At 39.4% G+C, this 24,149-nt stretch carries 14 protein-coding genes and 1 tRNA gene; 8 read left to right on the top strand and 7 right to left on the bottom strand.

Features of this window, described 5'->3' with window-relative positions; translation table 11 throughout:
• Nucleotides 1-31: 31 nt before the first annotated feature.
• The 3 genes from FHX64_RS03935 to FHX64_RS03925 form a co-directional block, all read right to left on the bottom strand.
• Nucleotides 32-1,690, bottom strand: coding sequence for a diphosphate--fructose-6-phosphate 1-phosphotransferase (locus FHX64_RS03935; RefSeq protein ID WP_183412521.1), 1,659 nt, complete (start codon nucleotides 1,688-1,690; stop codon nucleotides 32-34).
• A gap of 291 nt (nucleotides 1,691-1,981) precedes the next feature.
• Entirely contained in the window at nucleotides 1,982-3,199 is a 1,218-nt protein-coding gene (locus tag FHX64_RS03930; protein WP_183412520.1) for a bifunctional 3,4-dihydroxy-2-butanone-4-phosphate synthase/GTP cyclohydrolase II, read from the bottom strand.
• Between the two features lie 37 nt (nucleotides 3,200-3,236).
• Entirely contained in the window at nucleotides 3,237-4,736 is a 1,500-nt protein-coding gene (locus FHX64_RS03925; protein ID WP_183412519.1) for an LptF/LptG family permease, read from the bottom strand.
• A 369-nt stretch (nucleotides 4,737-5,105) separates the two neighbouring features.
• On the opposite strand from FHX64_RS03925, the gene lepA reads away from it, so the two are divergent.
• From lepA to alaS, 6 genes are all read left to right on the top strand, one after another.
• A complete protein-coding gene (gene lepA / locus FHX64_RS03920; protein ID WP_183412518.1) occupies nucleotides 5,106-6,893 on the top strand; it encodes a translation elongation factor 4 in 1,788 nt (595 codons plus the stop codon).
• A gap of 69 nt (nucleotides 6,894-6,962) precedes the next feature.
• Entirely contained in the window at nucleotides 6,963-9,311 is a 2,349-nt protein-coding gene (locus FHX64_RS03915) for a transglycosylase domain-containing protein (protein ID WP_425487952.1), read from the top strand.
• Between the two features lie 83 nt (nucleotides 9,312-9,394).
• The gene (locus tag FHX64_RS03910; protein WP_183412517.1) at nucleotides 9,395-11,407 is read left to right on the top strand and encodes a tetratricopeptide repeat protein; all 2,013 of its coding nucleotides are present in this window, start codon (nucleotides 9,395-9,397) and stop codon (nucleotides 11,405-11,407) included.
• Nucleotides 11,408-11,488: 81 nt separating this feature from the next.
• Nucleotides 11,489-12,025 carry a hypoxanthine phosphoribosyltransferase gene (gene hpt / locus FHX64_RS03905; RefSeq protein ID WP_183412516.1) on the top strand — a complete coding sequence of 179 codons (537 nt, stop codon included), beginning with the start codon at nucleotides 11,489-11,491 and terminating at the stop codon, nucleotides 12,023-12,025.
• 42 nt (nucleotides 12,026-12,067) lie between these two features.
• The gene (locus FHX64_RS03900) at nucleotides 12,068-12,643 is read left to right on the top strand and encodes an adenylate kinase (RefSeq protein WP_183412515.1); all 576 of its coding nucleotides are present in this window, start codon (nucleotides 12,068-12,070) and stop codon (nucleotides 12,641-12,643) included.
• A gap of 41 nt (nucleotides 12,644-12,684) precedes the next feature.
• Nucleotides 12,685-15,306, top strand: a complete 2,622-nt coding sequence (gene alaS, locus FHX64_RS03895) for an alanine--tRNA ligase (protein WP_183412514.1) — start codon at nucleotides 12,685-12,687, stop codon at nucleotides 15,304-15,306.
• 15 nt (nucleotides 15,307-15,321) lie between these two features.
• Here alaS and FHX64_RS03890 read toward each other — a convergent pair whose 3' ends face one another.
• Nucleotides 15,322-15,687 (bottom strand): YraN family protein, encoded by a 366-nt coding sequence (locus tag FHX64_RS03890; protein ID WP_183412513.1) that lies wholly within the window; start codon nucleotides 15,685-15,687, stop codon nucleotides 15,322-15,324.
• 26 nt (nucleotides 15,688-15,713) lie between these two features.
• Complete coding sequence (locus FHX64_RS03885; protein ID WP_183412512.1) at nucleotides 15,714-16,379, bottom strand: HAD family hydrolase; 666 nt, start codon at nucleotides 16,377-16,379, stop codon at nucleotides 15,714-15,716.
• Nucleotides 16,380-16,469: 90 nt separating this feature from the next.
• Here FHX64_RS03885 and FHX64_RS03880 point away from each other — a divergent pair.
• Nucleotides 16,470-16,544, top strand: a tRNA-Ile gene (locus tag FHX64_RS03880).
• A 619-nt stretch (nucleotides 16,545-17,163) separates the two neighbouring features.
• Nucleotides 17,164-19,494 carry a TonB-dependent receptor gene (locus FHX64_RS03875; RefSeq protein ID WP_183412511.1) on the top strand — a complete coding sequence of 777 codons (2,331 nt, stop codon included), beginning with the start codon at nucleotides 17,164-17,166 and terminating at the stop codon, nucleotides 19,492-19,494.
• 289 nt (nucleotides 19,495-19,783) lie between these two features.
• Here the strand turns inward: FHX64_RS03875 and treF are convergent, their stop codons facing one another.
• Entirely contained in the window at nucleotides 19,784-21,400 is a 1,617-nt protein-coding gene (gene treF / locus FHX64_RS03870; protein ID WP_183412510.1) for an alpha,alpha-trehalase TreF, read from the bottom strand.
• A gap of 308 nt (nucleotides 21,401-21,708) precedes the next feature.
• Nucleotides 21,709-23,919 (bottom strand): hypothetical protein, encoded by a 2,211-nt coding sequence (locus tag FHX64_RS03865; RefSeq protein WP_183412509.1) that lies wholly within the window; start codon nucleotides 23,917-23,919, stop codon nucleotides 21,709-21,711.
• Nucleotides 23,920-24,149: the final 230 nt, after the last annotated feature.

Below are 24,149 nucleotides of genomic sequence, written 5' to 3'. Positions count from 1 at the left end.
GACTAGTTGTTTATTGTAATATCAACGATTTTTAATCTTCGTACTCTAACAACAAGGTTTTAGTCGGTTGGTCACAAACAATTGCTGAGCCTCCATATTGAATTGGTCCAGGAAAGATGTAATGTTTGTTGCCTTTAGCCCATTCATCACGGTGTTGTGCAAAAAATTGAAATGGTTTGCCTTTTAGATCTACCAATGCTTTCCTAATAACTGGTTTCTCTTTGCCGTGGCGGCGTTCGATGTTCATCATCATTGTAATTGGTACTCCACCAGCTATCCACTCAGATGCAGGTTTAATTAGATTGCGTATGGAGGTAATATAGCCAGTTTTTCCAGCAGAAATCAGTGATGACGCTACGTTACCCAAAGAATAGCAATAATCTGCATCAAAATTGGATGGTGTAGCGCAACGCCCTTCGTATCCAAAAAAATGGTTAACAGCCTGAAATTTACCCTTATATTCACCACGGGCTTTCATCTCTGCCAGACGATATTTCGTCATTTCTATCAGCAACTTTTCTGTTTCAATTAACGACACCTGAACATTACCATGAGGATCACGATCGAGCATAAGTTGTTTCCCGATCGATAATGGTAAGCTTTCAAATACAACAGCACTTTGAGGTGTCAGGCTTTGTAGCACATATTCGCGGCGTCCTTCGTCATTTGGAATTGCATTGAATACTCCGTTGTGAGCTAATAAATCATTCAATTCGTTTATTAATACCTTAACTTCAGGAATAAATTCGATAAGACCTTCCGGAACTAAAATTGAGCCGAAATTGTATCCCTCTTTAGCACGTGCAGCAATCAACTTGGCGATCTGATTGATAATATCACGCAAAGTCATCTTTTTTTCTTCTACTTCTTCGGAAATAATACACATGTTTGGATGAGTTTGCAAAGCGCATTCCAAAGCTATGTGAGATGCAGATCGTCCCATTAATCGGATGAAGTGATAATATTTTTTCGAGGAATTGGCATCGCGTTGGATATTTCCAATCAATTCAGAGTATACTTTGCAAGCGGTATCAAAGCCAAATGAGGTTTCGATCATTTCATTTTTTAAATCACCGTCAATGGTTTTGGGGCAACCGATTACTTGGATACCGGTATTGTTTTGTGCATAATATTCAGCAAGAATACAGGCGTTTGTGTTGGAATCGTCGCCTCCGATAATCACGATAGCATTGATACCTAATTGATGACAAATAGCAGCTCCTTTATCAAATTGTTCAGGATCTTCCAGTTTGGTGCGACCAGAACCAATAATATCAAATCCGCCTGTATTACGATATTCATCAATGATTTCGTGAGTTAATTCAATGTATTTATGTTCAACTAAACCACTTGGACCACCTAAGAAACCATATAATTTATTGTCAGGGTGCAATTTTTTTAATCCATCAAAAAGGCCTGCGATGACATTATGTCCGCCAGGTGCTTGTCCTCCAGAGAGGATTACACCAACGCTGACAACAGGTGTTGCTGATTGATTGTTGGTTTTTTCTAATGTAATGACAGATTGTCCATAAGTGTTTGGAAATAATTTTTTGATAGTTTCCTGATCAGCTACGGAAGTTGTTTTAGCTCCTTCTTTTAAGGCAACAGGGCCTTTCATGGCTTCCGGAAGTTTTGGTTGATAAAGAGCACGTTCAATTTGTAACGGGCTTTTGTCGTTCATTTTCATGCAGAACAAATTAGAGTGTTAAAAATATGAGTAGATTCGTGTTTGTAATATAGAAAAGTCCTTGAGTCCAAACCATATAATGCCAATACCACAAATATTGTATGATTGCCTATTGAAAGAGTAAAATATATTTAGGAGTAAGCAATCGTGGCTTGTTTTCGCCTGAAACATAATTTGTTAATACATTCTATGGCTGGTAAAAAGACGTCGCAAAATTAACTCTTTTTCTTGACAAAATAAACTAAACAAGCGCCTCGTCTACTAAAAAGAAACCTAAATAAGGAGAAACGACTATTTTATGTTTCTTAGTATATGTCCCATTCTTTCTTTCTTTGTTTGCAGATAAAATTGATTGTATTGATTTGGCTGAATTTCAATTGGAACGATTTCTACTATTTTTAAACCATAAGATTCTAATCCTATACGTTTCACTGGATTATTGGTCATCAAACGCATGTTTGTTACACCAATTTCCCGTAAGATTTGCGCACCTACTCCGTAATCACGTTCATCGGCTTCAAATCCAAGATGTATATTGGCCTCAACAGTGTCTAATCCGTTCTCTTGCAGATGATAGGCTTTGATTTTATTCATCAGCCCAATACCACGACCTTCTTGATTCATATAAACGAGAGCCCCTTTGCCTTCTTTTTCTATCATTTCCATAGCTTTGTGAAGTTGATCTCCGCAATCACAGCGCATGGAGCCAAAAATATCGCCGGTGACGCATGAAGAATGAACACGTACTAAAATAGGTTCGTCCGGTTCCCATTGTCCTTTGATTAAAACCACGTGTTCCAATCCATTCGATTTTTGTCTGAAGGGGATTAGCCTGAATGATCCATAAGCAGTAGGCATGGCTACTTCAACTCCTTTATCAACTAACGATTCCCGTTGAATACGATGTGCAATAAGATCTTTCACGGAAATAACCTTCATGTTGAATTTTTTTGCAATTTGCATTAATTCAGGCAATCTGGCCATACTACCGTCATTATTCATAATTTCCACCAAAACACCTGCTGGATACAACCCTGCCAAACGGGCGAGGTCTACTGCTGCCTCAGTGTGTCCCGCACGACGCAAAACCCCTTTTGATCGCGCACGTAAGGGGAATATATGCCCTGGTCGGCCAAGATCGGTTGGCTGTGTTGCAGGATCGCATAACGCTTTAATCGTTGCAGCTCTATCGAAAGCTGATATTCCGGTTGTGCAATTGTGACCAAGTAAATCAACAGATACCGTAAAAGGAGTTTCATGTATTGAGGTATTTGTGTTGGTCTGCATTTCAAGTTCCAGAGTGTCACAACGTTCCTCCGTTAAAGGTGCACAAACGAGACCTCTGCCGTGTGTGACCATGAAATTAACTTTTTCAGGTGTTATCAGCTCGGCAGATGTGATAAAATCGCCTTCATTTTCACGATCTTCATCATCAACAACAATTACGAAGTTTCCTTGCCTTATCTCTTCTATGGCTTCGTCGATAGTGTTTAATTGAATAGAGTTCATATTTTTTGTTTTTATTATTGCTTGTGGAAAGATGTCATCAAATAGCGTTCCGTTTTGAACGAATTTTGTTGATGAGTTTTTTTGTGTATTGAACAATAGCTTTTCTGCCTCTTTTGAAAACTTCAGAATACGAGTCTGAGTTCATAATGGTTGAATCTTTGACAGCTTTATATGTTAAGAATAATCCAATAGGAAGCAATACTGCCGAACTTAACCACATGCCTTCCCAGACAGGCCAGATCCCTTCTCTTGCCATTTTTGTACCAGTATTATCAACAATATAATAGATGATAAACATGAAAATAGAAAGGACAACAGGTGTTCCGAATCCTCCTTTCCGGATGATGGCTCCTAAAGGTGCTCCAATGAAAAAGAACACAAGGCAGGCAAAGGAAAGCGCAAATTTGCGGTGTAAATCAATGGCATGGCGTCTGATAGTATCTTCTGTTTCCTTGATTTGTATATTATTAAAACTCATTTCACCTTTAGTTTGATTAAGGGACGATAAAGCTGCGGCAACAGCCATTTTCTTTTGTGACTCAGGTAGTTTGTCGAATAAGCTGTCGGTGGAGTAGTGTTGTAATGTCACTTTTGTTGTGTTGGCTGGAATCGAATGGACAGATGTCAGCCTTCCGAAAAATCGCTCCGGCATATACATCCCTTTGATGCCTTTACGCATAATAACGAGTTGCTTGCTCAATGAATCAATGGTGGCTCTTAGTTCTTTGACATTTTTACTCACATTCTCGTTTTTCAATAGAGAAGTACTGAAGCGGTTGAAATTGGTATTAAAATCAATAATTACTTGTTTGAATTTGAACGTTTCTCGTCGGTAAGGTATCTTAGAAGCAGTTGCGTAGGTGTTTTGCTGTTGAAGATTTTCAAATGATTCTCCATTATAAAGCGTAAAAACCAAAAACTTTTTATCAGAACTTATATCTAATCTTGCCGAATCAGCTAACATCACGGCTGCATTGCTAAATCCTCCGGTAAAGTCATATACAATGACATGTTTCAGAATTTGCGTTTTATCATTTTTCTGACTTACATAAATAGAGTACCCGCTGATACCTTTATAGAATTCACCTGAAGGAATTTCCAGTTCAGGTGATTTCTGTCGCATTGATATTAGCAGAGCCCACATATTGGTTTGACTTTTGGGCAATATGTCATTGGAAAAGAAAAAAGCACCGATAACAGCAACAAACATTAGAATCATTAGTGCCCGCATGATACGGAATAATGAGATTCCAGCTGACTTCATGGCCAAAAGCTCCAGTTGTTCTCCCATGTTACCAAATGTCATTAGTGAAGCTAACATGATGGACATTGGCAATGCTAAAGGAACCAGCGAAACGGCTGCGTAAAAGAAGAATTCGCTCAATATTTTAATTCCTAGTCCTTTACCTACCATATCGTCAACATATTTCCAAAGAAATTGCATCAGGAAGACGAACAAAGAGACAAAAAATGTGGCTAGAAACAGTTTTACAAACTGTACAAGTGTGTAATAATCAATTCGTTTAAGTAAACGCATATAGCAAACTTAGGGAAAGACAAAGGTACTTAAAATTTTGATACACTATCTTGTGTCTCAATGTTCGCTTTTAATGTCCTTAAACTTCAGATTGTTGTCCGTAGAAAGCATCAATTTGAAAATTGTGATATTGTTTTTGCATTAAGCTATTGATATGTTGTGTTTTATGAAATAGATTATCTGAATCAATGTCATTAAATATAAATTCATAGGAATTACAAACTTCAAAAGAGCTTATCTAACAAAAACTCTAAATGAATGAAAAATGTTGATTTTGTGGAGTTTTCTCCCTATTGTTCGCCAACAATTTTATCGCTACATTTGTAGCTCTATTGGAATTCTCCGAAAAACGAAGATAATTATCACTGCATGAATCATATACGAAACTTCTGTATTATTGCTCATATTGATCATGGTAAAAGTACACTAGCCGATCGTTTACTTGAAGTCACCCAAACTATTGCTGCTAAAGATTTGCAAGCTCAGGTATTGGACAATATGGATTTGGAACGCGAGCGTGGCATAACAATCAAAAGTCATGCCATTCAAATGGAATACCAATATAAAGGAGAACATTATATTCTTAATTTGATTGACACTCCGGGGCATGTCGATTTTTCATATGAAGTCTCACGCTCTATTGCTGCCTGCGAGGGTGCCTTGCTAATTGTTGATGCGACGCAAGGTATTCAGGCACAGACAATCTCAAATTTATATATGGCTATAGAGCATGATCTGTCTATTATTCCTGTGATGAATAAAATGGACATGGACAGTGCAATGCCTGATGAAGTGGAAGATCAGATTGTGGAATTGTTGGGATGTAAACGTGATGAAATTATCCGAGCAAGCGGGAAAACCGGATTGGGAGTTAATGAAATTTTAAGTGCTATTGTTGAAAAAGTTCCACCGCCTGTTGGAAATTCTGACGCACCTTTACAGTGCCTTATTTTTGATTCTGTTTTTAATTCATTTCGTGGCATTATAGCCTATTTTAAAATTGTAAACGGAACTATTCGCAAGGGTGATTGGGTTAAGTTTGTGGCTACTGAAAAAGAATATGAGGCTGATGAAATAGGGGTTTTGAAATTGAATATGTCACCTCGTGATATATTGAGTGCCGGAGATGTGGGTTATATTATTTCAGGCATAAAAACATCCAGAGAAGTTAAAGTAGGAGATACGATTACGCATGTAAAACATCCTTGTGAAAAAGCCATTGCAGGTTTTGAAGAAGTGAAACCAATGGTGTTTGCTGGTGTTTACCCTATTGAAACAGAAGAGTTTGAAGATTTGCGCTCGTCGATTGAGAAATTGCAGTTGAACGATGCCTCTCTGACATTTGAACCTGAATCTTCATTGGCTCTTGGATTTGGTTTCCGTTGTGGCTTCTTGGGGTTACTGCATATGGAGATTATACAGGAACGACTGGATCGGGAGTTTGATATGAATGTGATCACCACAGTGCCTAATGTGAGTTACCGAGTTCATACCAAGCAGGGAGAAATGATTGAGGTTCATAATCCTTCTGGGTTGCCGGATCCTACTTCGATTGATTACATTGAAGAACCCTTTATACGTGCTTCCGTCATTACCAAAACAGACTTTTTAGGTGCCATCATGACTTTATGTCTTGGGAAGCGAGGTATTTTAATAAAACAGGATTTCATATCGGGGACACGGGTTGAAATTATTTTTGATATGCCGCTCGGTGAAATCGTGTTTGATTTTTATGATAAACTGAAAAGTATTTCAAAAGGATATGCCTCATTTGATTATCACTTGCATGATTATCGTGAGTCAAAGCTGGTAAAGCTGGATATCTTATTGAATGGTGATTCGGTGGATGCTCTTTCGTCCTTGACACATGTTGATAATGCCTACACGTTGGGGCGTAGGATGTGCGAAAAACTCAAAGAGCTGATTCCAAGACAACAGTTTGATATTGCTATTCAGGCAGCTATCGGGTCAAAAATTATTGCTCGTGAAACTATCAAGGCTGTTCGAAAAGATGTGACGGCCAAATGTTACGGTGGCGATATATCGCGTAAACGCAAATTGCTGGAGAAGCAAAAAAAAGGCAAGAAAAAAATGAAACAAATTGGTTCGGTCGAAGTACCCCAGAAAGCTTTTCTGGCAGTTTTAAAACTGGATTAATAACATGAATTGAGCTATTTTAGAGCTTCAAAAATTTCGTAGACTACTATTTTAATTGATTGCTAAACTATGGCAAAGAAAGCAATATCATCCGGGACAAAGAAATGGGTAAAAGCCTTTTGGATAACTTTTGTGGGCTTCATTTTTATGATAGTGATGATTTTTATAGCTATCGCAAATGGTTGGATTGGGTATTTGCCTCCAATCAGTGAGTTGCAAAATCCGAATAATCGATTTGCTTCCGAAATTTATTCATCGGATATGAAACTTTTAGGAAGCTTTTCATTAAGTCAGGGGAATCGTTTGGCGGAGTCTTATCAACATCTTTCTCCAAACATTATTAATGCCCTTGTTGCTACTGAAGATGTTCGTTTTTATGAACATTCTGGGATTGATGGTTGGGCATTGGCACGTTCCATTATTTTGCGGGGGATTTTTCAGATTAAAAGTGCTGGTGGAGCCAGTACTTTGACTCAGCAGTTGGCTAAGCAACTTTATTCTCCTCCGGCAACCAATATTTTTACACGAGCGTTGCAAAAACCGATAGAGTGGGTGATTGCTGTAAAGCTTGAACGACTATACACTAAAGAGGAAATTTTAAACATGTACCTCAATCAGTTTGATTTTTTGAATAATGCAGTAGGAATTAAATCAGCGGCACATGTTTATTTCAATACTACTCCGGATAAATTGACAATTGACCAGGCGGCAATGTTAGTGGGAATGTGCAAAAATCCAGCTTTTTTTAATCCATTACGCAATAAAGAGCGTGCTCTGGGACGACGAAATACGGTGTTGCAACAGATGTACAAGGATAATATGTTGTCCAGAGCGCAATTGGAGTCTTTGAGCGCTCAACCGTTGGGCATAAAATATGAACGGGTAGATCATAAGTTAGGCGAAGCGCCATATTTTAGAGAATATTTGCGTGAAATTATGACAGCAGATAAGCCGGTCAAATCAGATTATGCATCATGGGAAAATCAACAATATATTGATGATTCCATTGCATGGGCAACTAACCCACTATACGGCTTTTGTCATAAATACAAAAAACCGGACGGATCTTATTATAACCTTTATACCGATGGTTTAAAGATTTACACGACTATTGATTCTCGAATGCAACATTATGCAGAGGAAGCCGTACATGAACAAATGACCTCATTACAGGCTAAATTCTTTAAAGAAAAGAAAGGCAGACCTTATGCACCTTTTTCTCACATGCTGACACAAAAAGAAATCACCGATATTATGAATCGTTCTATGAGGTTGTCTGATAGGTATCGGAAAATGAAACTAGAGGGGTATTCATCTGCTGAAATTCACCAAGCGTTTAATACCAAGATTCCAATGCAGGTCTTTTCATATCGTGGAACAATTGATACGGTCATGAGTCCTTTGGATTCTATCCGCTATATTAAATACTTCCTACGCTGTGGGTTTCTTTCTATGGATCCATTGAATGGTCACGTGAAAGCATATGTTGGTGGCCCTGATTTCAGTATGTTCCAATATGATATGGCTACTGCCGGGCGACGTCAAGTTGGATCAACTGTAAAGCCATTCCTTTATTCGTTGGCTATGGAAGAAGGATTCTGGCCATGCAGTCAAATGATGAATGATACGATTACGTTCGCGTTGGGTAATGGACAATTTTGGACTCCCCGCAATGATAACAATAACCGACGTGGAGAAATGGTTTCACTGAAATGGGGTCTTGCACAATCCAATAACTGGGTTACTGCTCACCTGATGAGAAATTTCACGCCTATGGCTATGGTGCATATGATGAGGGCATTTGGAATTCAGGGATATATTCCTCCGGTATGGTCACTCTGTGTTGGCCCAGTCGGAGTTTCAGTTCAGGAAATGGTGAGTGCTTACACAGCGTTTGCCAATCAGGGTATTCGTGTCAATCCGATCTATGTTACACGTATTGAGGATAGTAATGGGAATGTAATTGCTTCGTTTAGCCCACGTACATCTGAAGTTTTCAATGAATTAACGGCATACAAAATGTTGACTATGCTTCGTGCTGTGGTGGATGGAGGAACTGCCAGCCGCTTGCGTTATCAATATGGTTTCAAAGGTCAACTTGGGGGTAAAACAGGAACGACACAGAATAATTCTGATGGTTGGTTTATAGGATTTACACCAAGTTTGGTAACTGGAGTCTGGGTCGGTGGTGAGGATCGTGCCGTACATTTTGATTATTTAAGTGAAGGCCAGGGAGCAAGTATGGCACTGCCTATTTGGGCATTATATATGAAAAAGGTATTTGCAGATCCTTCTCTGGGGTATTCTGAAAATGAAACATTCAATATTCCAAGTTCATTTGATCCGAATGCCGGCTGCGGTGGCGTAGAACCAGCCTCTGATAATTCTCAATCGCCGCCACCTACAGAAACATATTAAACGAACTTGTCGGTTAATGGCATTTATGCAAATCAAATTGGCATGTAGTAAATTCCCTGTAGGGACAAATAAATTATTTGCAAATGAAAATAAAACTTTTAGGCTTCTTGTTGTTGATTATTCCATTTTCCGGAGTCTCTGCTCAAATCAATACAGATCGGGTGATGGCAATAGGTCAGAATGCTTTATATTTTCAGGATTACGTTTTAGCCATTCAATACTTCAATCAGGTTATTGCGGCTAAGCCATACTTGCCGGAACCGTATTTTTATCGGGCTATTGCAAAGATTCAACTAGAGGATTATCTTGGAGCAGAAGCAGATTGTTCGTCAGCTTTGCAGTTGAATCCGTTTATGCCGGGAGCCTATTATGCCCGGGCTTTTGCTCGTGTAAAACTGAACGATTTGAAAGATGCGGAGTCCGATTTGGCAAAATCGCTGGAGTATAACCCTGATAATCCCGATTTGTTACGTATTCGTATTTGGGTGTATGAATTGGAGAAAAAATATGATCAAGCATTGACTGATATAAGTACGCTAATTAAGCAAAATAAAGGTGAAGATAGCCAGTTAGCGATGGACAAAGGCCAGATATTACTGGAGAAAGGTGATACGCTGGGTGCAATGCATAGTTTTACAACGGCTGTTACTATCGACAGTACGAAAAGCTATGTTTGGAGTGCCCTTGGTACATTACGGTTGCAAATGCACGATAATACCGATGCTTTGCATGACTTGAATAAGGCAATAGCATTGAAATCAACCTATGCTGGTGATTACATAAATCGTGGATTATTGGATTATTGGAATAAAAACTATCGTGGAGCTTTTGCTGATTATGACAAAGCAATTGAATTGGATGATCAAAGCCTGACTGCCCACTTTAACAGAGGAATGCTGCGAACTGAAGTTGGTGATTTAAATAATGCTATTCTTGATTTTGATAAGGTTATTCAATTGGCACCTCAGAATTATGATGCTTATTATCAACGGGCAATGGCGGAAACGCAAACCGGAGCTTTGAGCCAAGCTATACAAGATTTTACAAAAATTATTGAACGATATCCTGATTTTCCACCTGCTTATTGGGGAAGAGCCCATGCTAAACAATTGATGCATGATGACAAAGGGGCTTATTTGGATCAGGAAATGGCGCAAAAGCTTGAAAAAGACAAACCAAAGGAACCTAAAAAACCGGATGTCAACACTTCTGCTAAAATTGCAGCAAATAAACCTGCTGAAGCAAAAGCTGCTATTTTTAACAGCGTTTTGGCGCGTACCGGAAAATCGTCCAATGACTCTCAAGGAGAAATTCGCGGAGCTATTCAGAATATTAATGTTGATATTACCAACGAACCCAATTTTGTTTTGAGTTTTTATAGCAAAGAAAATCCATTAAAACGGCTGAATTATTTCTATGAAGGATTGGATATGTTCAATCGGCAAAATGATTTAAGTGCACCGCTAAAGATTACGAATAACGAAATAGCTTTAACTTCGGATATGGCTCAGGTTCATTTTGCTGCAATTAAAAGCCTGACAACCCAAATTGATGCTGACTCAACCAATGCTGTCGAATATTTTATAAGGGGAATCAATTATGCTACGGTGCAGGATTATGCTAATGCTTTGAATGATTTTTCGCATGCTATTAAACTGAATCCCAGATTCATGCTGGCTTATTTCTGTCGGGCAAATACTTTATACAAATTACTTGATTTCAAGATGAATAATCCAGATCCTAATGCTCCGAAGGATAAGGAATTATTGGATAAAATCTACAAACATGATTTTGACGTCATTCTGGAAGATTATAATAAAACAATAGATTTGGCGCCAAAATTTGCTTTTTCTTATTTCAATGAAGGGAATTTATTGTCGCAAGAGAAAGATTTTCAAACCGCTATTGATAATTTTACACAGGCTATTAAACTTCAGCCTGATTTTGCAGAAGCTTATTATAATCGAGGTTTAGCTTATTTGTATATCAATGATACTAAAGACGGCGTTGCTGACCTGAGTAAAGCTGGTGAACTTGGTATTTATCAGGCTTACAATGTGATGAAGCGTATTGCTGAAAGTTCGTCAGGGCAGTAGTAAAGTTTTTTGCATTTTTTGTACCTTTGCCTTTTTATTGACAGGAGTAACACTCCTGTCAATTTTTTAATTTATAAGACAATGAAGACGGTTACTATTAAAGATAAAGAGTTTTCTATTTTTATTTCAGCAGATCAGATTCAGCAAGCTGTTGAAAATGTGGCTGAACAAATTAATTGGGACCTGGCAGGTAAGAATCCAATTTTTTTGGTGGTATTAAACGGAGCTTTCATGTTTGCAGCAGACTTGATGCGCCATGTCACTATTCCTTGCGAGATTACATTTATCAAGCTTTCATCATATGAAGGGACTCAAAGTACGGGTGTTGTAAAAGAAATTTTTGGACTTAACGAAAGCGTTGTAAATCGCACTGTTGTAGTGGTAGAGGATATTGTTGATACCGGTATTACGATGGAGAGAATAGTTAATTCATTGCAGGAAAAAGGAGCTACCGACATTCGTGTCGCTACTTTTTTTCTGAAGCCAGACTCATTGCAACGTGAAGTTCCTCTTAATTATGTGGCTTTGAAAATTCCTAATCAATTTATTGTAGGTTACGGGTTAGATTATGATGGCTATGGCCGTAACTTGAGAGAAATTTATGTACTAAATTCCTAGTAATCTGTAAATTAATGTGATATAAAACAAAATACTTCTATTATGAATCATTTGATTTTGTTTGGCGCTCCCGGATCGGGAAAAGGAACTCAAAGTGCATTGATTGCAGAAACTTACCAATTGAAACATCTGTCGACAGGTGATATGCTGCGAGCGGAAATAGCAAAACATTCATCATTGGGACAATTGGCTGAAACGTATATTTCACAGGGGAAACTTTTGCCGGACGAATTGATGATTGATATGCTCAAAGACACGTTGCAGCAATTAGATAATGATTCAAAAGGTATTATTCTTGATGGATTTCCCCGTACGGTAGCTCAGGCAGAAGCACTTGATAGATTGGTAACTGAACTCCATCAGAATATTTTATTGATGATAGAAATTGCAGTGGAAACTCCTGAATTGATTGAGCGTCTTGTCTTACGCGGTAAGTTGGCAGGTCGTAGTGATGATAACCCTGAGACGATTGCTCATCGGTTGGATGTTTATCATCAGCAGACTGAACCAGTAATCGATTTTTACAAACAAGCAGGAAAATACTTCCATGTGAATGGTAATGGGACAATTGAACAAATATTTGCCCGTATTCGTGCTATTCTGAACTCAAAAATGTAAAACAAAAACGTTTCAACTTAACTTATTCTTCTCATAACAATATGAAGACTTCTCAGGAAATCCGTCAATCTTTTCTCGATTTTTTTACATCTAAACAACATCACATTGTGCCTTCAGCGCCAATGGTAATTAAGGACGACCCTACTTTGATGTTTACCAATGCAGGGATGAATCAATTCAAAAACATTATTTTAGGGAATGATCCTGTCGTTTATTCACGGGTTGCAGATAGCCAAAAATGTTTGCGTGTAAGCGGTAAACATAATGATCTTGAAGAAGTCGGACACGATACCTATCATCATACCATGTTTGAAATGTTAGGGAACTGGTCATTTGGTGATTATTTCAAAAAAGAAGCGATTGAATGGGCATGGGAGTATTTGACTGAAGTCTTAGGTATTGATAAAGAGCGTCTTTATGTAACTGTTTTCGAAGGGTCTCCAAAAGAAGGCCTGGAACGGGATGAAGAAGCTGCTGGCTATTGGTCAAAATTAATTGATCCCCAACGTATTATCAATGGAAATAGAAAAGATAATTTTTGGGAAATGGGAGATACCGGACCTTGTGGCCCTTGTTCCGAAATACATATAGATATTCGTCCCGACCATGAACGTACTAAGATGGATGGTTTGACTTTAGTCAACCAAAGTCATCCGCAAGTGATTGAAATTTGGAATCTTGTCTTTATGCAATACAATCGTAAAGCGGATGGATTACTTGAACCACTTCCTGCGAAAGTGATTGATACAGGCATGGGGTTTGAACGTTTGTGCATGGCCATTCAGGGGAAATTATCCAATTATGATACGGATGTATTCCAACCTATTATCAGGGAAATCTCCATGTTGTGTAATATTCCTTACGGAGAAAAAGATAAAACGGATATTGCTATGCGTGTTGTGGCTGATCATATTCGTACCATTGCTTTTGCCATCACTGACGGTCAATTACCTTCCAATGTAAAGGCAGGTTATGTAATTCGCCGGATTTTGCGTCGTGCAGTACGGTATGGATATACATTCCTGGATCAGAAACAACCTTTTATGTACGCATTACTGCCTGCTTTATTACGTACTATGGGAGATGCTTATCCTGAATTGAAAGCTCAGCAAGTATTGATTGGCAAAGTTATAAAAGAAGAGGAGGAATCATTCTTGCGTACACTGGAAACAGGTATTCGTCTGTTGGATAAGGTAATTGCAGAGGTTAAGCTTTCTGGAACAACCGTAATTAGTGGTCACGATGCTTTTACATTGTACGATACCTATGGTTTTCCGCTTGATTTAACTGAACTGATTTTAAAAGAACACGAACTGTCGCTTGACGTTGTTGAGTTCCAAAAGGAAATGCAACAGCAAAAGGAGCGGGCTCGTAATGCTGCCGCTGTGGAAACCGGTGATTGGGTTGTTATTCGTGAGGGGGATACCGAATTTGTGGGATATGATGCGACGGAGAGCGAAGTGCGCATGTTACGTTATAGGGAAATCAAACAAAAAAACAATCAGTTTTATCAAATTGTGCTTGACCGTACTCCGTTCTATGCAGAAATGGGAGGGCAAGTTGGAGATAAAGGACTATTGATTAGTGATTCTAATTCTATTTCAATTATTGATACAAAGCGGGAAAATAATTTAGCTGTACATATCGTAACAACTTTACCGGAAGATCCGTCTGCTACTTTTATCGCTAAAGTTGATGTAAATAAACGGCAGGCAACAGAGAATAATCATACTGCTACTCACTTATTGCATGAAGCTTTACGTCATGTTCTTGGAACTCATGTAGAGCAAAAAGGTTCGTTTGTGTCGCCAGATACACTTCGTTTCGATTTTTCACATTTTCAAAAAATGACAGAAGAGGAACTTCAACAAGTAGAACAAGAAGTTAACCGTGTAATTCGTGAAAATAGAACTTTGAATGAATACAGGCATTTGCCTATTGCACAGGCTCGTGAGATGGGAGCTATGGCTCTTTTTGGTGAAAAATACGGTGATGATGTACGTGTTGTTCAATTTGGTTCTTCTATTGAACTCTGCGGCGGGACACATGTCTCTGCTACCGGAGAAATAGGCTGTTTTAAAATTGTTGCAGAAAGCTCTGTTGCTGCAGGCATCAGAAGAATTGAGGCTGTAACAGCAGAAGGAGCTGAATTGTTTGTTAAAAATCAACAGGAGCTAATTAAAGCTATTCGGGAAAAATTACATCAAGCTCCCTATATTTTACAAGGATTGCAGAAACTGATTGATGAGCATGCAGTACTTACAAAGCAAATAGGACAATACCGAGAAGAAAAAATTGAACAATTATATAAGGAACTCTTACAACAGATTGATAACGTTGGAGATGTACATGTCATTTCATGGAAAGGTGATGTTCATCCCGATGTGGTTCGCACGGTAGCAATCCGCTTAAAAAATAGGTTTCAAAATGAGAAATTTGCTGCAATTTTTGGAACAAGCAATGATGGCAAACCTTCTTTAACGGTCTTGTTAAGCCAGCCACTTGTTGATGCAGGTTGTAATGCTTCAAATATTGTTCGTCAGGCGGCTCTTGCAATTGATGGTAAAGGAGGTGGACAGCCTTTTCTGGCAACTGCTGGCGGAAAAAACAGTAATGGGCTTGATGCTGCTATGGAGCAGGCCAAACAATTGTTGTTCCGTTAAAGGATAATTTAGATTTTAATTGACAGGAGCCATAAAAGCATCTTCAATATGTAAAATATGAAATCCTTTCCTGTCGGGGATCACAGAAACTACGTCAAAGCGGGTTGGCATATCTATTTCAAACTGTTGAATGTAAGCGTCTGCTGCATTTACAATACGTCTGATTTTTGCAGGCGTTATTGCTTCCTCGGGATGTTCAAAGGTTTCTGTTGATCTTGTTTTTACTTCAACGACAATCAAAGTATCTTCTTTTTCTGCAACGATGTCCAGTTCCATTTTGCCGAAGAACCAATTTGTGTGTCGAATTCGATAGCCTTCCTGCTGTAAATATTCGACAGCATATTCTTCTCCTTCTTTTCCTAATTCGTTATGTGCAGCCATTGTTTGATGTTTAAGCTTGATTGGAATCAGCAACGACAATTTATACTGTTATGTTTTCTTTTCTCCAAAACCGGTGCAAACAAAGGCCGCAAGTCTTCATTTGGCTTAACCAAATAAGTCTGAAAACCAAGTGATGCTGCCATTTCAATGTTTGCTTCCCCATCATCTAAAAAAAGACAAGACTGGCTTTGAAAACCTGAGTCGTGAAGCACATATTCAAATAATGCGCGTTCAGGCTTTACTAAATGGATTTCGTTGGAAAAATAACATTTGTCAAAATAGTCGTCTGTGGTTAATCCATTAGCATTGAATTGGGTTTTTAGACTTTTCTCCACATGAATTACGTTGGTATTGCTTAATAAAAATACTTTGAAGCAACGACGTAAATCCAGTAACAACATTTTCTTCCTCACAGGAACATCCAGCAAAAATGAATTCCATGCCTCATCAATTTCCTGATCGCTTGCTTTTGAATCACTGATACGACGAATCTCTTGATGAAAATCATCAATTGTAGCAACGCCCCGTTCCAGTTGCATAAAAATGTCAGCTTGCGCATAATTTCCTATCATTGTAGAAAAATCGTATCCTGTTGTGTGCTTTAAATTATTAATACATTGTTCTTTGTCTAAATCAATTAAAACACCGCCAAAGTCGAAAAAGATGGCCTGAATAGAAGAAAAATCAATCATGATGAAAAATGTCAATCTGTAGTTGCAGAAATTGCAAAAAAATAATACCTTTGTGTCCGCTTTGCAAAGGTACGCAAAATTTGCAAACGAGGGCCCATAGCTCAGTTGGTTAGTAGCACCTGACTCATAATCAGGGGGTCACAGGTTCAAGCCCTGTTGGGCCCACAAAAAGAGGAAATGATAACTGATCATTTCCTCTTTTTTTATTCCCATTTCCTTTTTATTCCCTTATCTCTTTTTTTTGTAAAATCTATTACCTTGAAAATGAGTTTTATTTCCATCTTGTGTCTCATTCTTGATTAAATATTATTAAATTCATAGGGAGATGGTATTTATCTGAATTATATGTCATATCTTTGCAGTGTATTAATGCAATGGTACACTAATTCATTTGGTTTTCGCTATTAAGTCTATACATAGGTCTTATATTTATTTATTATCATGCAGAGCGAATTTGTTTATTTGAGAAAACATTGAATACAGTATATTGTTTGTTAGCGATTTTAGGTAGATTAAATGATATTGATTACAGATTTAATAGTTAATTGTTTATAAATAGACAGAATAAAAGGTAGTGTGTATAGCATAGTAATTTATTATATATATATCTTTGCATCGACAAATATTATAAATCTGAGAAATGTTCATAATGCAATTGTTGCATTCATATTTAATTTTTTATTTGAGCGTATGAATCGGTTATGCAAGTGCTTTCAGCCATAAAAATGATAACGTCAGCATGCATGTTCCGTAAGTCTTACTTATAAAACAAAATTTTTATTCTATGAAAAAAAGAGTATTCTTTTCTGTTCTGATTTTGTTGGTTAGCTGTTCTTTTATGGTATCGGCAAAAAGTGCGGCTGATGTTTCAGCTACTGTAAAAGATAGCCAAACCAAACAACCGATTGAGTTTGCTACCGTAGAACTGCTTTCAACAAAAGACAGTCTTTTGCTTGGATGTATAACTGATTCGAAAGGATATTTTGAAATTACTCCACCTCTGAAAACTGCTAAAATCCGGATTCGCTTTATGGGGTATAAAGATTATGAAGTGACATTTAAAAATCGGAATATGGGAACCATATTGATGATGGAGGATGCCAAGCAATTGAATGAGGTTGCAGTAAAAGGGAATGCGCGTCAGAATAAGATCGATCGGGATGTATTTACTATCACCAAAGAGATGCGCGCCGGAACTACCACTTCTTCGGAACTTCTTGGAAAACTGAACGGAGTGAATTACAACCGTTATGATAAATCCATAAGTGTTGACGGAAAAACCAATGTCCTGATTCTGATTGATGGGGTTGAAAAAGATCAGAATATGGCCAAAAATCTTTCTCCTGATCGAATTGAACGGATTGAGGTGATTAAGGATCCAGTGGGGAAATATGCAACCGATGGTTATAGCGCTGTGATTAATATCGTTTTGAAAAAGGATTATTCAGGGGTTGACTTTTTTATTGATAACACGTCATTTTTTGATGTGGTACACACTAATGGCAAATATCCATTTGCTCAAGACTACGGCAATTTGAACTTTACCTATACATATAAAAACTTTGATGTTTATCTGTCTGGTTGGGGATATGGAGGTAATATGGCTATTCCAATTACATATACCAAACAATATGGAATGGTCACCTCGACCACTCCTCCTTTCGACTATAGCGATCCGAACAGTTCAATCCGTAATAGGAACAGTAGTATCAGTCTTGGTGGTGATTACACCTTGGCTAAAGGACATACGCTTTCTGCCGAGGTCAATTATTACGGGCAACACCAAAATAATAATTTCTGGTATGACCTGACGAATTCCGTTAATGGTGTTACCACAGGGCAAAGCTCATCAACAACTACAAGTCAGAATAATACCGATCAATGGCAGGGAACTCTTACCTATAATGGAAAATTTAATGACAAAAGTTCTGTAGAATCCGATTTGCGTTACAGCCATAACGCGAACGTTGGAGACAACTCATTTGCACAAGACCAATTCTTCAGTTCGAGTCATATCAATAAAAACACGAATTATGTTCGTTTCAACGGTACATATTCCTATCAGTTTACGCCAACTTTTTCTACTGATCTGGGGTATGGTTATGTTGGGAATAATAGTGTCAGTAGTCAGAGTGATAGCACGTTTACCTACAAGGAAATGCGGAATCGTTTTTCGCTTTATCTGAATTATCAGCCGGCAAAGCAATGGCGATTGAAAGCTGGAGGTATCTTGGAATTGTATTCGCAACGTTATCAGGCATCGCGCAATAATCAGGGAGCTTTCCTGCCTTATTTGAATGTGCAATTTATTCCAAGCCAGAAATTTAATATCATTGCCAAATATCACGCTACTGTAAATTACCCTGGCATTGATCAATTGTCACCTTTCAAGACTGCTCAGGATTCGTTAATGTGGTCACTTGGAAATCCTTTACTCAAAACCTCCATTTATCATACCGCAGGACTGGAGTTCCATATCATGAATGCCATAACTATTGAGCCTTATTATAATTTTGATAATCATCATATTGCGACCTATATTACCAAAGAAGGAAACTACTATTATTCAAGCAATGTAAATGCCGGATATTACGATCGCTATGGAGTTCAGTTGAATTTTACCATTCCTTTGGCTAAAACTATTTTCTGGCAAAACTGGATGGATATTTATAGTAATCATATCCGTTATAATGGTGAAGGTACTACCCAGCATAATTTCAATATCAATTCAACACTGGTATATGTTAATCCAAAACTTGGCGTTAACACGGGGCTGGTGCTTCAAAAGCAGATGTATCGGGATGCTGCCATTCAGGGATATACCTCGGACAATAACGATCTGGTCGTTTTCTTCTTGCAAAAATCGCTGATGAAGAGCAAGCTGAACATTACTTTGTTATATATGCCTCCTATCAAGATGGGTTTGAAGTATGAACAGCATAACCTGACGCAGGCCGGGCAGTATTATCAAGTGTCGAGTACAAGCCTGAACCTGATTAAGAACCTTATGTTCTTTGAAGTCAGTTATCATTTCAATGCAGGGAAGCAGGTTACCCAAAAGCATACGCCATCCGGTCAGGATGAAGCAAAACCAAAAAGCGGATTCGGTTTGTAGGTTTGAAACAAGATATGTGGCGAGCACTTGTGTAGAGGAAGAGGGAGTTTTCAGCATGGCTGAGCTCCCTCTATTTTCATTTTCTGACAGGTAGAAGCCTTCTAAAGTAGTTATAACCTGACCAAATTTACAAATAATCTCTATAATATCAGGATTTTAGCTTTTTATGTTTATAATCAATCAATAGGAGGATAAAATGACTGGTGACAGAAAACAAACATTCATCTTTACCTTCTCCATCAAAGGCAGTTGTGTTTTTTTTTAGAGGTTAATGCCTGCCTTTGTACACCTATTTCTCTTTTGACAATGCCTGGTAAACACCATTTGTCCAACCAAATCCATCCTGTCCGGGATATTCGCCACCACCACCTTTTTTATTGGGATCCATGACGTTATACTTTTCGTTTATCCGGTATGTCTTATCATAGGTTCGCCGGACTACCCGTAACCATCTGTTTTTGCAGGTATCGGCAAGGATTGTGTCGTGATAGTGTCGCAAACCCTCTATGACAATCCATTGCAGGGGAGCCCAGCCATTGGGAGCATCCCATTGTTGGGAGGTAAGGTTGGTTGTGGTCACTAATCCTCCGGGAAAAAGAAAGCGTGACCGGATCGTGTTCGCTACTGCCTTTGCCTGCTGTTTTGTTGCCATGTTGAAGAAAAGGGGATAGACGCCTGCAAGCGAACAGATGTTTGTTTGCCGACGGGTAGTGAAGTTGTAATCAAAGAAAAAGCCTTTCGAACGGTTCCAGCACAACGCCACGATGGTTTTAGCCCGGATATCGGCTTTTTTTGTATAGTGTTCTGCCTGTAAAGTGTCTCCTTTCAACCGGCAGGCTTTGGCAAGCGTCATTTCCAGATGATACAACAGGCAATTCAGGTCAACCGGAATAATACGCGTGGTGTGTATGGTGTACAAAGGAAATTTGCCCTGCACATTACTCAGCCATCGGCTCGAAAAGTCCCATCCCGACTCTGCAGCAGCCCGCAGATTCCTGTAAACATCCTGATTGTCTCTATTTATCAGGTGTCTCTTTGCTTCTTTTGCTGTGGCAATATCCTGCCGGTATGATTCTGCCCGTGGTGCATCTCTGTCGTCCCAATAGCGGTTGAGAATGCTTCCGTCTGGCAACCTTACCACACGGTGGAATGCCGGATGCGCCACTGAAAGCCGCTTAACGCCATTCATCCAAAAGGTATATTCCTTTTTTAGTTCAGGTAGATATTTGAGATAGGCCGAATCGCCCTCAACCGACGCAAGAAGGTCGACCATCAGGGAGAAGAATGGAGGTTGCGAACGCGTTAAATAGTAGGTGCGGTTGCCATTGGGGATAAAACCGAAGGTTCTGATCAGCCAGTCAAAGTTATTAATCATGTCTTCCATTAAATCGTACCGGTGATCGGCCTTTAGCCCCAGCATGGTGAAATAACTGTCCCAATAATAAATTTCACGAAACCGTCCTCCGGGAACAATATACGGATAAGGCAGCGGAATGAGCGTACCGCTTGTTGCCTGGTCGGGTTTCCGGGTTAGCACGTTCCATAGCAGGGTAATATGCCGGTTGATGTTGGTGGAATCAGCCTGATAGGGCAAATGTGTGGCCGGAATGATAAAATTTTGTCCGATAAACTGTTTTAGAACGTTGGTTCCGGTATGGTGGGGTAGGGCATTGTATTTTTGCAGGATTACAGGTATGGGATATTTTGGAATGCAATCGACAAATGTCTTGCTGTCGGGGAAAATAGAATCGTTGCTCTGTACGGCATAGAAGAGATGTTGGTATAACTGCTCTGGTGATGCACAACCAGGATGCTTTGAGCTCCCGATAGCGATTGCGTCGGACGGAATCGAGATAACAACGATGCCAAAGGTCAGGAAAATAGCTCTGAGTAACGATTTTATCATGATATTCCGGTTAAGATGATGATGGGTTCTGTTCGGAAAAAACACCTATGAGTCCGTTCAATGTTCAAAGATATCATATTCCTGCCGAAAATCGCAAGAAAGGAGAGGTGTTTAACCTAACAGGGAAAGTCCGTTATGTGAACTCATTCGTTTCTTTCTCATTCGCTTTTACTTTAACTCCATACTTGTATACAAAATGATAAGGGGAATCCTGTTTTTTGCAAACAATGCTAAGTACTTATAAGGTTTTCCCGAATAAAAAATATGCATCAATAAGCCTTAGGATTTTGGGAGAATATGTTTATTCCTCAGATGATTCCCCATGTTTTCAAAAGTCCCGAATGCCATGCAAGGTATGCAGCTACACCAAGAGCGATGATGATGAGTGCCAGAATAAGCCAGAGCGGATTTTTCTTCCTGGCAAAAGGGTCAATCGTGTTTAGTTTTGCATTGGGCGGCAGTTTGGCAAGGTGTGTCAATGTGTGGCCAAAGGCGATATTAATATTGGCCTGGGCATTAATGGCCCATCCATTAGCATCAAGGAGCGGAGCAAGGTTTCTTCTGCGGAGTTTCAGCCATGTAAGGATCATGGAGGGACCGGAAAAGGCAAGGAAAAATCCGAAAATGGCAAGTGGCATCTTCCACACGGCAAGACTGAAGAATCCTGTCAGCAGTGTGGCAATGGCTGACCCGATAGCGCCTATGGCAAGACTGATGGCGGCAAAGATTCCAACAAATTTCCCAATATCAAAAGGCTGCTGGACAGCAACGGGGGTAGGAGTGGCCAGTGTTGCCGGAGTTGTGTTGGGATTATGAATATTTTCAACGATACCCTGATCTGCTTTTTTCGCTGTTGTCTCAATATGGGTTGTTGTGGCAGAGTGAACCTCTTTGTCTTTTGACGAAGCAAACTTTTCAATCTGGGAAGAGATAAATTGCGAGACTCTCCTGTAAGGTAACCAGAAAGCTTGCCGGATACTAATGGGGTGGTCAATCACTTTGATGATGGTGGCGTCCCAGTCGTTCCCTTTCTTGTCATAGAATATGGCATTCCGGCCCACACTGATATTTTTAAAATCGCCATCCGTCAATGCTGCTACGATGGTCATTTTCTCATTCAGTGTTTTCGAGTAGCAACTGCAATAGAGCAGGCAAATGCCGCTTAGTCCGGCAAATGAATTATGCTTGCCCATATCGTTTACCCTGAGGCATAGGTCGCAACAGCGCTGATCGATATATAATTTACCCACCTGGAAGATAGCTTCAGCGCCGGGAGAATAAAAATCATGGAACGTGACATAGTTTTTGAGCAAAAGATAGAGGTCGCGGTAATACCTCACCAGTTGCTCAACCAAAAGAATGTTGTCCGAAGCGGTTTCTAGGGCTTTATCCTGCTCAATCAATGCACAAAGGGTTTCTTTTGTGTTGCCTGCCAATGTTTCGTGTATGGTTGCAATCCCTAAAGATTCGACTGCAGTACCGCATTTGTCATTTTGCCAGTTTTTGTAATCGTCAAATTTCCGGCTGATGGTTTCCATGTCCTCTTCCGTCAGGGTTTCAAAATGACCGCATACGGGCACAACCACAAGTTGCCTGAAATCATCCAACGCCTTTTCCCATGCGGGATTAATGCTCCGGACAAGCGACAGTGTCCCGTTGGTTTCAATTTTTGCCAGGGGAAATGTGGCAATATCGTCCATGCATGAATTGAGATCCTTGGTGCTAATGCTGTCATACTGCGTTGATGGTGTATTTAAAATAGCAGTAGAGTCGGTATCATATTGTGCCAGACGGCATCGCAGGAAATAATCATCTATTTTTGATTTTACTGCCAGGAAAGCTGTGTAGGCACCGGCTGTTGATTCGCCAAAAGGGGCTATTTTTTCAGGGTCAGCTTCATATTGTCCGTACCATTGGGCATAATCTTCGCAGTTTCGGTAAAACATTTCTATCTGCTCCATAGAAATGCCTTCTTTGCCATTTCTATCGGTGACGGAGCCAGTGCAGGCAATGATGTTACGGATAGTTTGCCTGATGGCTTCGTCATCGGAGGCCTCTTCCGTGATAATGCCATCACCATTGAATATGGTTTCCGCAAAGATGCGAACCGTATCCGAAGTGTCATCCACACTAATTTCCGTAGCATCGGCTTTTCCGATATTTATCAGGATCTGGCGGGCAGAAGCCAGCAGGTTTTTCCCCTCATCCGTTTCGTCATTGATAGCAGAAAGAGGTAACACAGCACTGCCTTTGAGTATATCGTCGGGATTTTTGATCAGTGAAGTCAACCATCGGGTAGCTTCCAGAATTTCAGGAACACGGATACGGTTGTCTTTATCGCTGTCGATAAGTTCCAGGGTCTTGGCATCAATTTCTAGTCCATGCACCGGACAACTAAGGGCTGTCCATAACTTTTGATCCAGTTGACCCAATTGAACCAGATCATTTCCCGTTTCGAGAGATACCCTGTTGACGCCGCCAATGCGGGAAAAATGCCAAATATGTACGTTATCTTCCATGTTTTGTTTCAGTTTGCTTAGCCCAAATTGAAAAGTGGCTTTTTCAGAACATTTCGCCCCATCTCACTATCCTGTTGCCTGCAAATATAATACAATAATTGTTGAATAGAGAAAGCAAAGAATCAACCACAGGAAGTTGAGAAGAATATTAACCCAGTAGAGAGTAGATGGTAGGAAGTAGTGTAGTAGGAATCTGATAATCTGAAGCTAAAGAGGATGAGAAGTCCGGA

Origin of the sequence: Microbacter margulisiae, assembly GCF_014192515.1 — a bacterium.
Lineage (GTDB): Bacteria > Bacteroidota > Bacteroidia > Bacteroidales > Paludibacteraceae > Microbacter > Microbacter margulisiae.
The sequence above is the reverse complement of the archived record's forward strand: the minus strand, read 5'-3'. Positions and strand labels throughout refer to the sequence as shown.

Coding starts and splice junctions, on each gene's coding strand:
- FHX64_RS03935 (WP_183412521.1), bottom strand. CDS start 1,690: ATGAAAATGAACGACAAAAGCCCGTTACAAATTGAACGTGCTCTTTAT.
- FHX64_RS03930 (WP_183412520.1), bottom strand. CDS start 3,199: ATGAACTCTATTCAATTAAACACTATCGACGAAGCCATAGAAGAGATA.
- FHX64_RS03925 (WP_183412519.1), bottom strand. CDS start 4,736: ATGCGTTTACTTAAACGAATTGATTATTACACACTTGTACAGTTTGTA.
- lepA (WP_183412518.1), top strand. CDS start 5,106: ATGAATCATATACGAAACTTCTGTATTATTGCTCATATTGATCATGGT.
- FHX64_RS03915 (WP_425487952.1), top strand. CDS start 6,963: ATGGCAAAGAAAGCAATATCATCCGGGACAAAGAAATGGGTAAAAGCC.
- FHX64_RS03910 (WP_183412517.1), top strand. CDS start 9,395: ATGAAAATAAAACTTTTAGGCTTCTTGTTGTTGATTATTCCATTTTCC.
- hpt (WP_183412516.1), top strand. CDS start 11,489: ATGAAGACGGTTACTATTAAAGATAAAGAGTTTTCTATTTTTATTTCA.
- FHX64_RS03900 (WP_183412515.1), top strand. CDS start 12,068: ATGAATCATTTGATTTTGTTTGGCGCTCCCGGATCGGGAAAAGGAACT.
- alaS (WP_183412514.1), top strand. CDS start 12,685: ATGAAGACTTCTCAGGAAATCCGTCAATCTTTTCTCGATTTTTTTACA.
- FHX64_RS03890 (WP_183412513.1), bottom strand. CDS start 15,687: ATGGCTGCACATAACGAATTAGGAAAAGAAGGAGAAGAATATGCTGTC.
- FHX64_RS03885 (WP_183412512.1), bottom strand. CDS start 16,379: ATGATTGATTTTTCTTCTATTCAGGCCATCTTTTTCGACTTTGGCGGT.
- FHX64_RS03875 (WP_183412511.1), top strand. CDS start 17,164: ATGAAAAAAAGAGTATTCTTTTCTGTTCTGATTTTGTTGGTTAGCTGT.
- treF (WP_183412510.1), bottom strand. CDS start 21,400: ATGATAAAATCGTTACTCAGAGCTATTTTCCTGACCTTTGGCATCGTT.
- FHX64_RS03865 (WP_183412509.1), bottom strand. CDS start 23,919: ATGGAAGATAACGTACATATTTGGCATTTTTCCCGCATTGGCGGCGTC.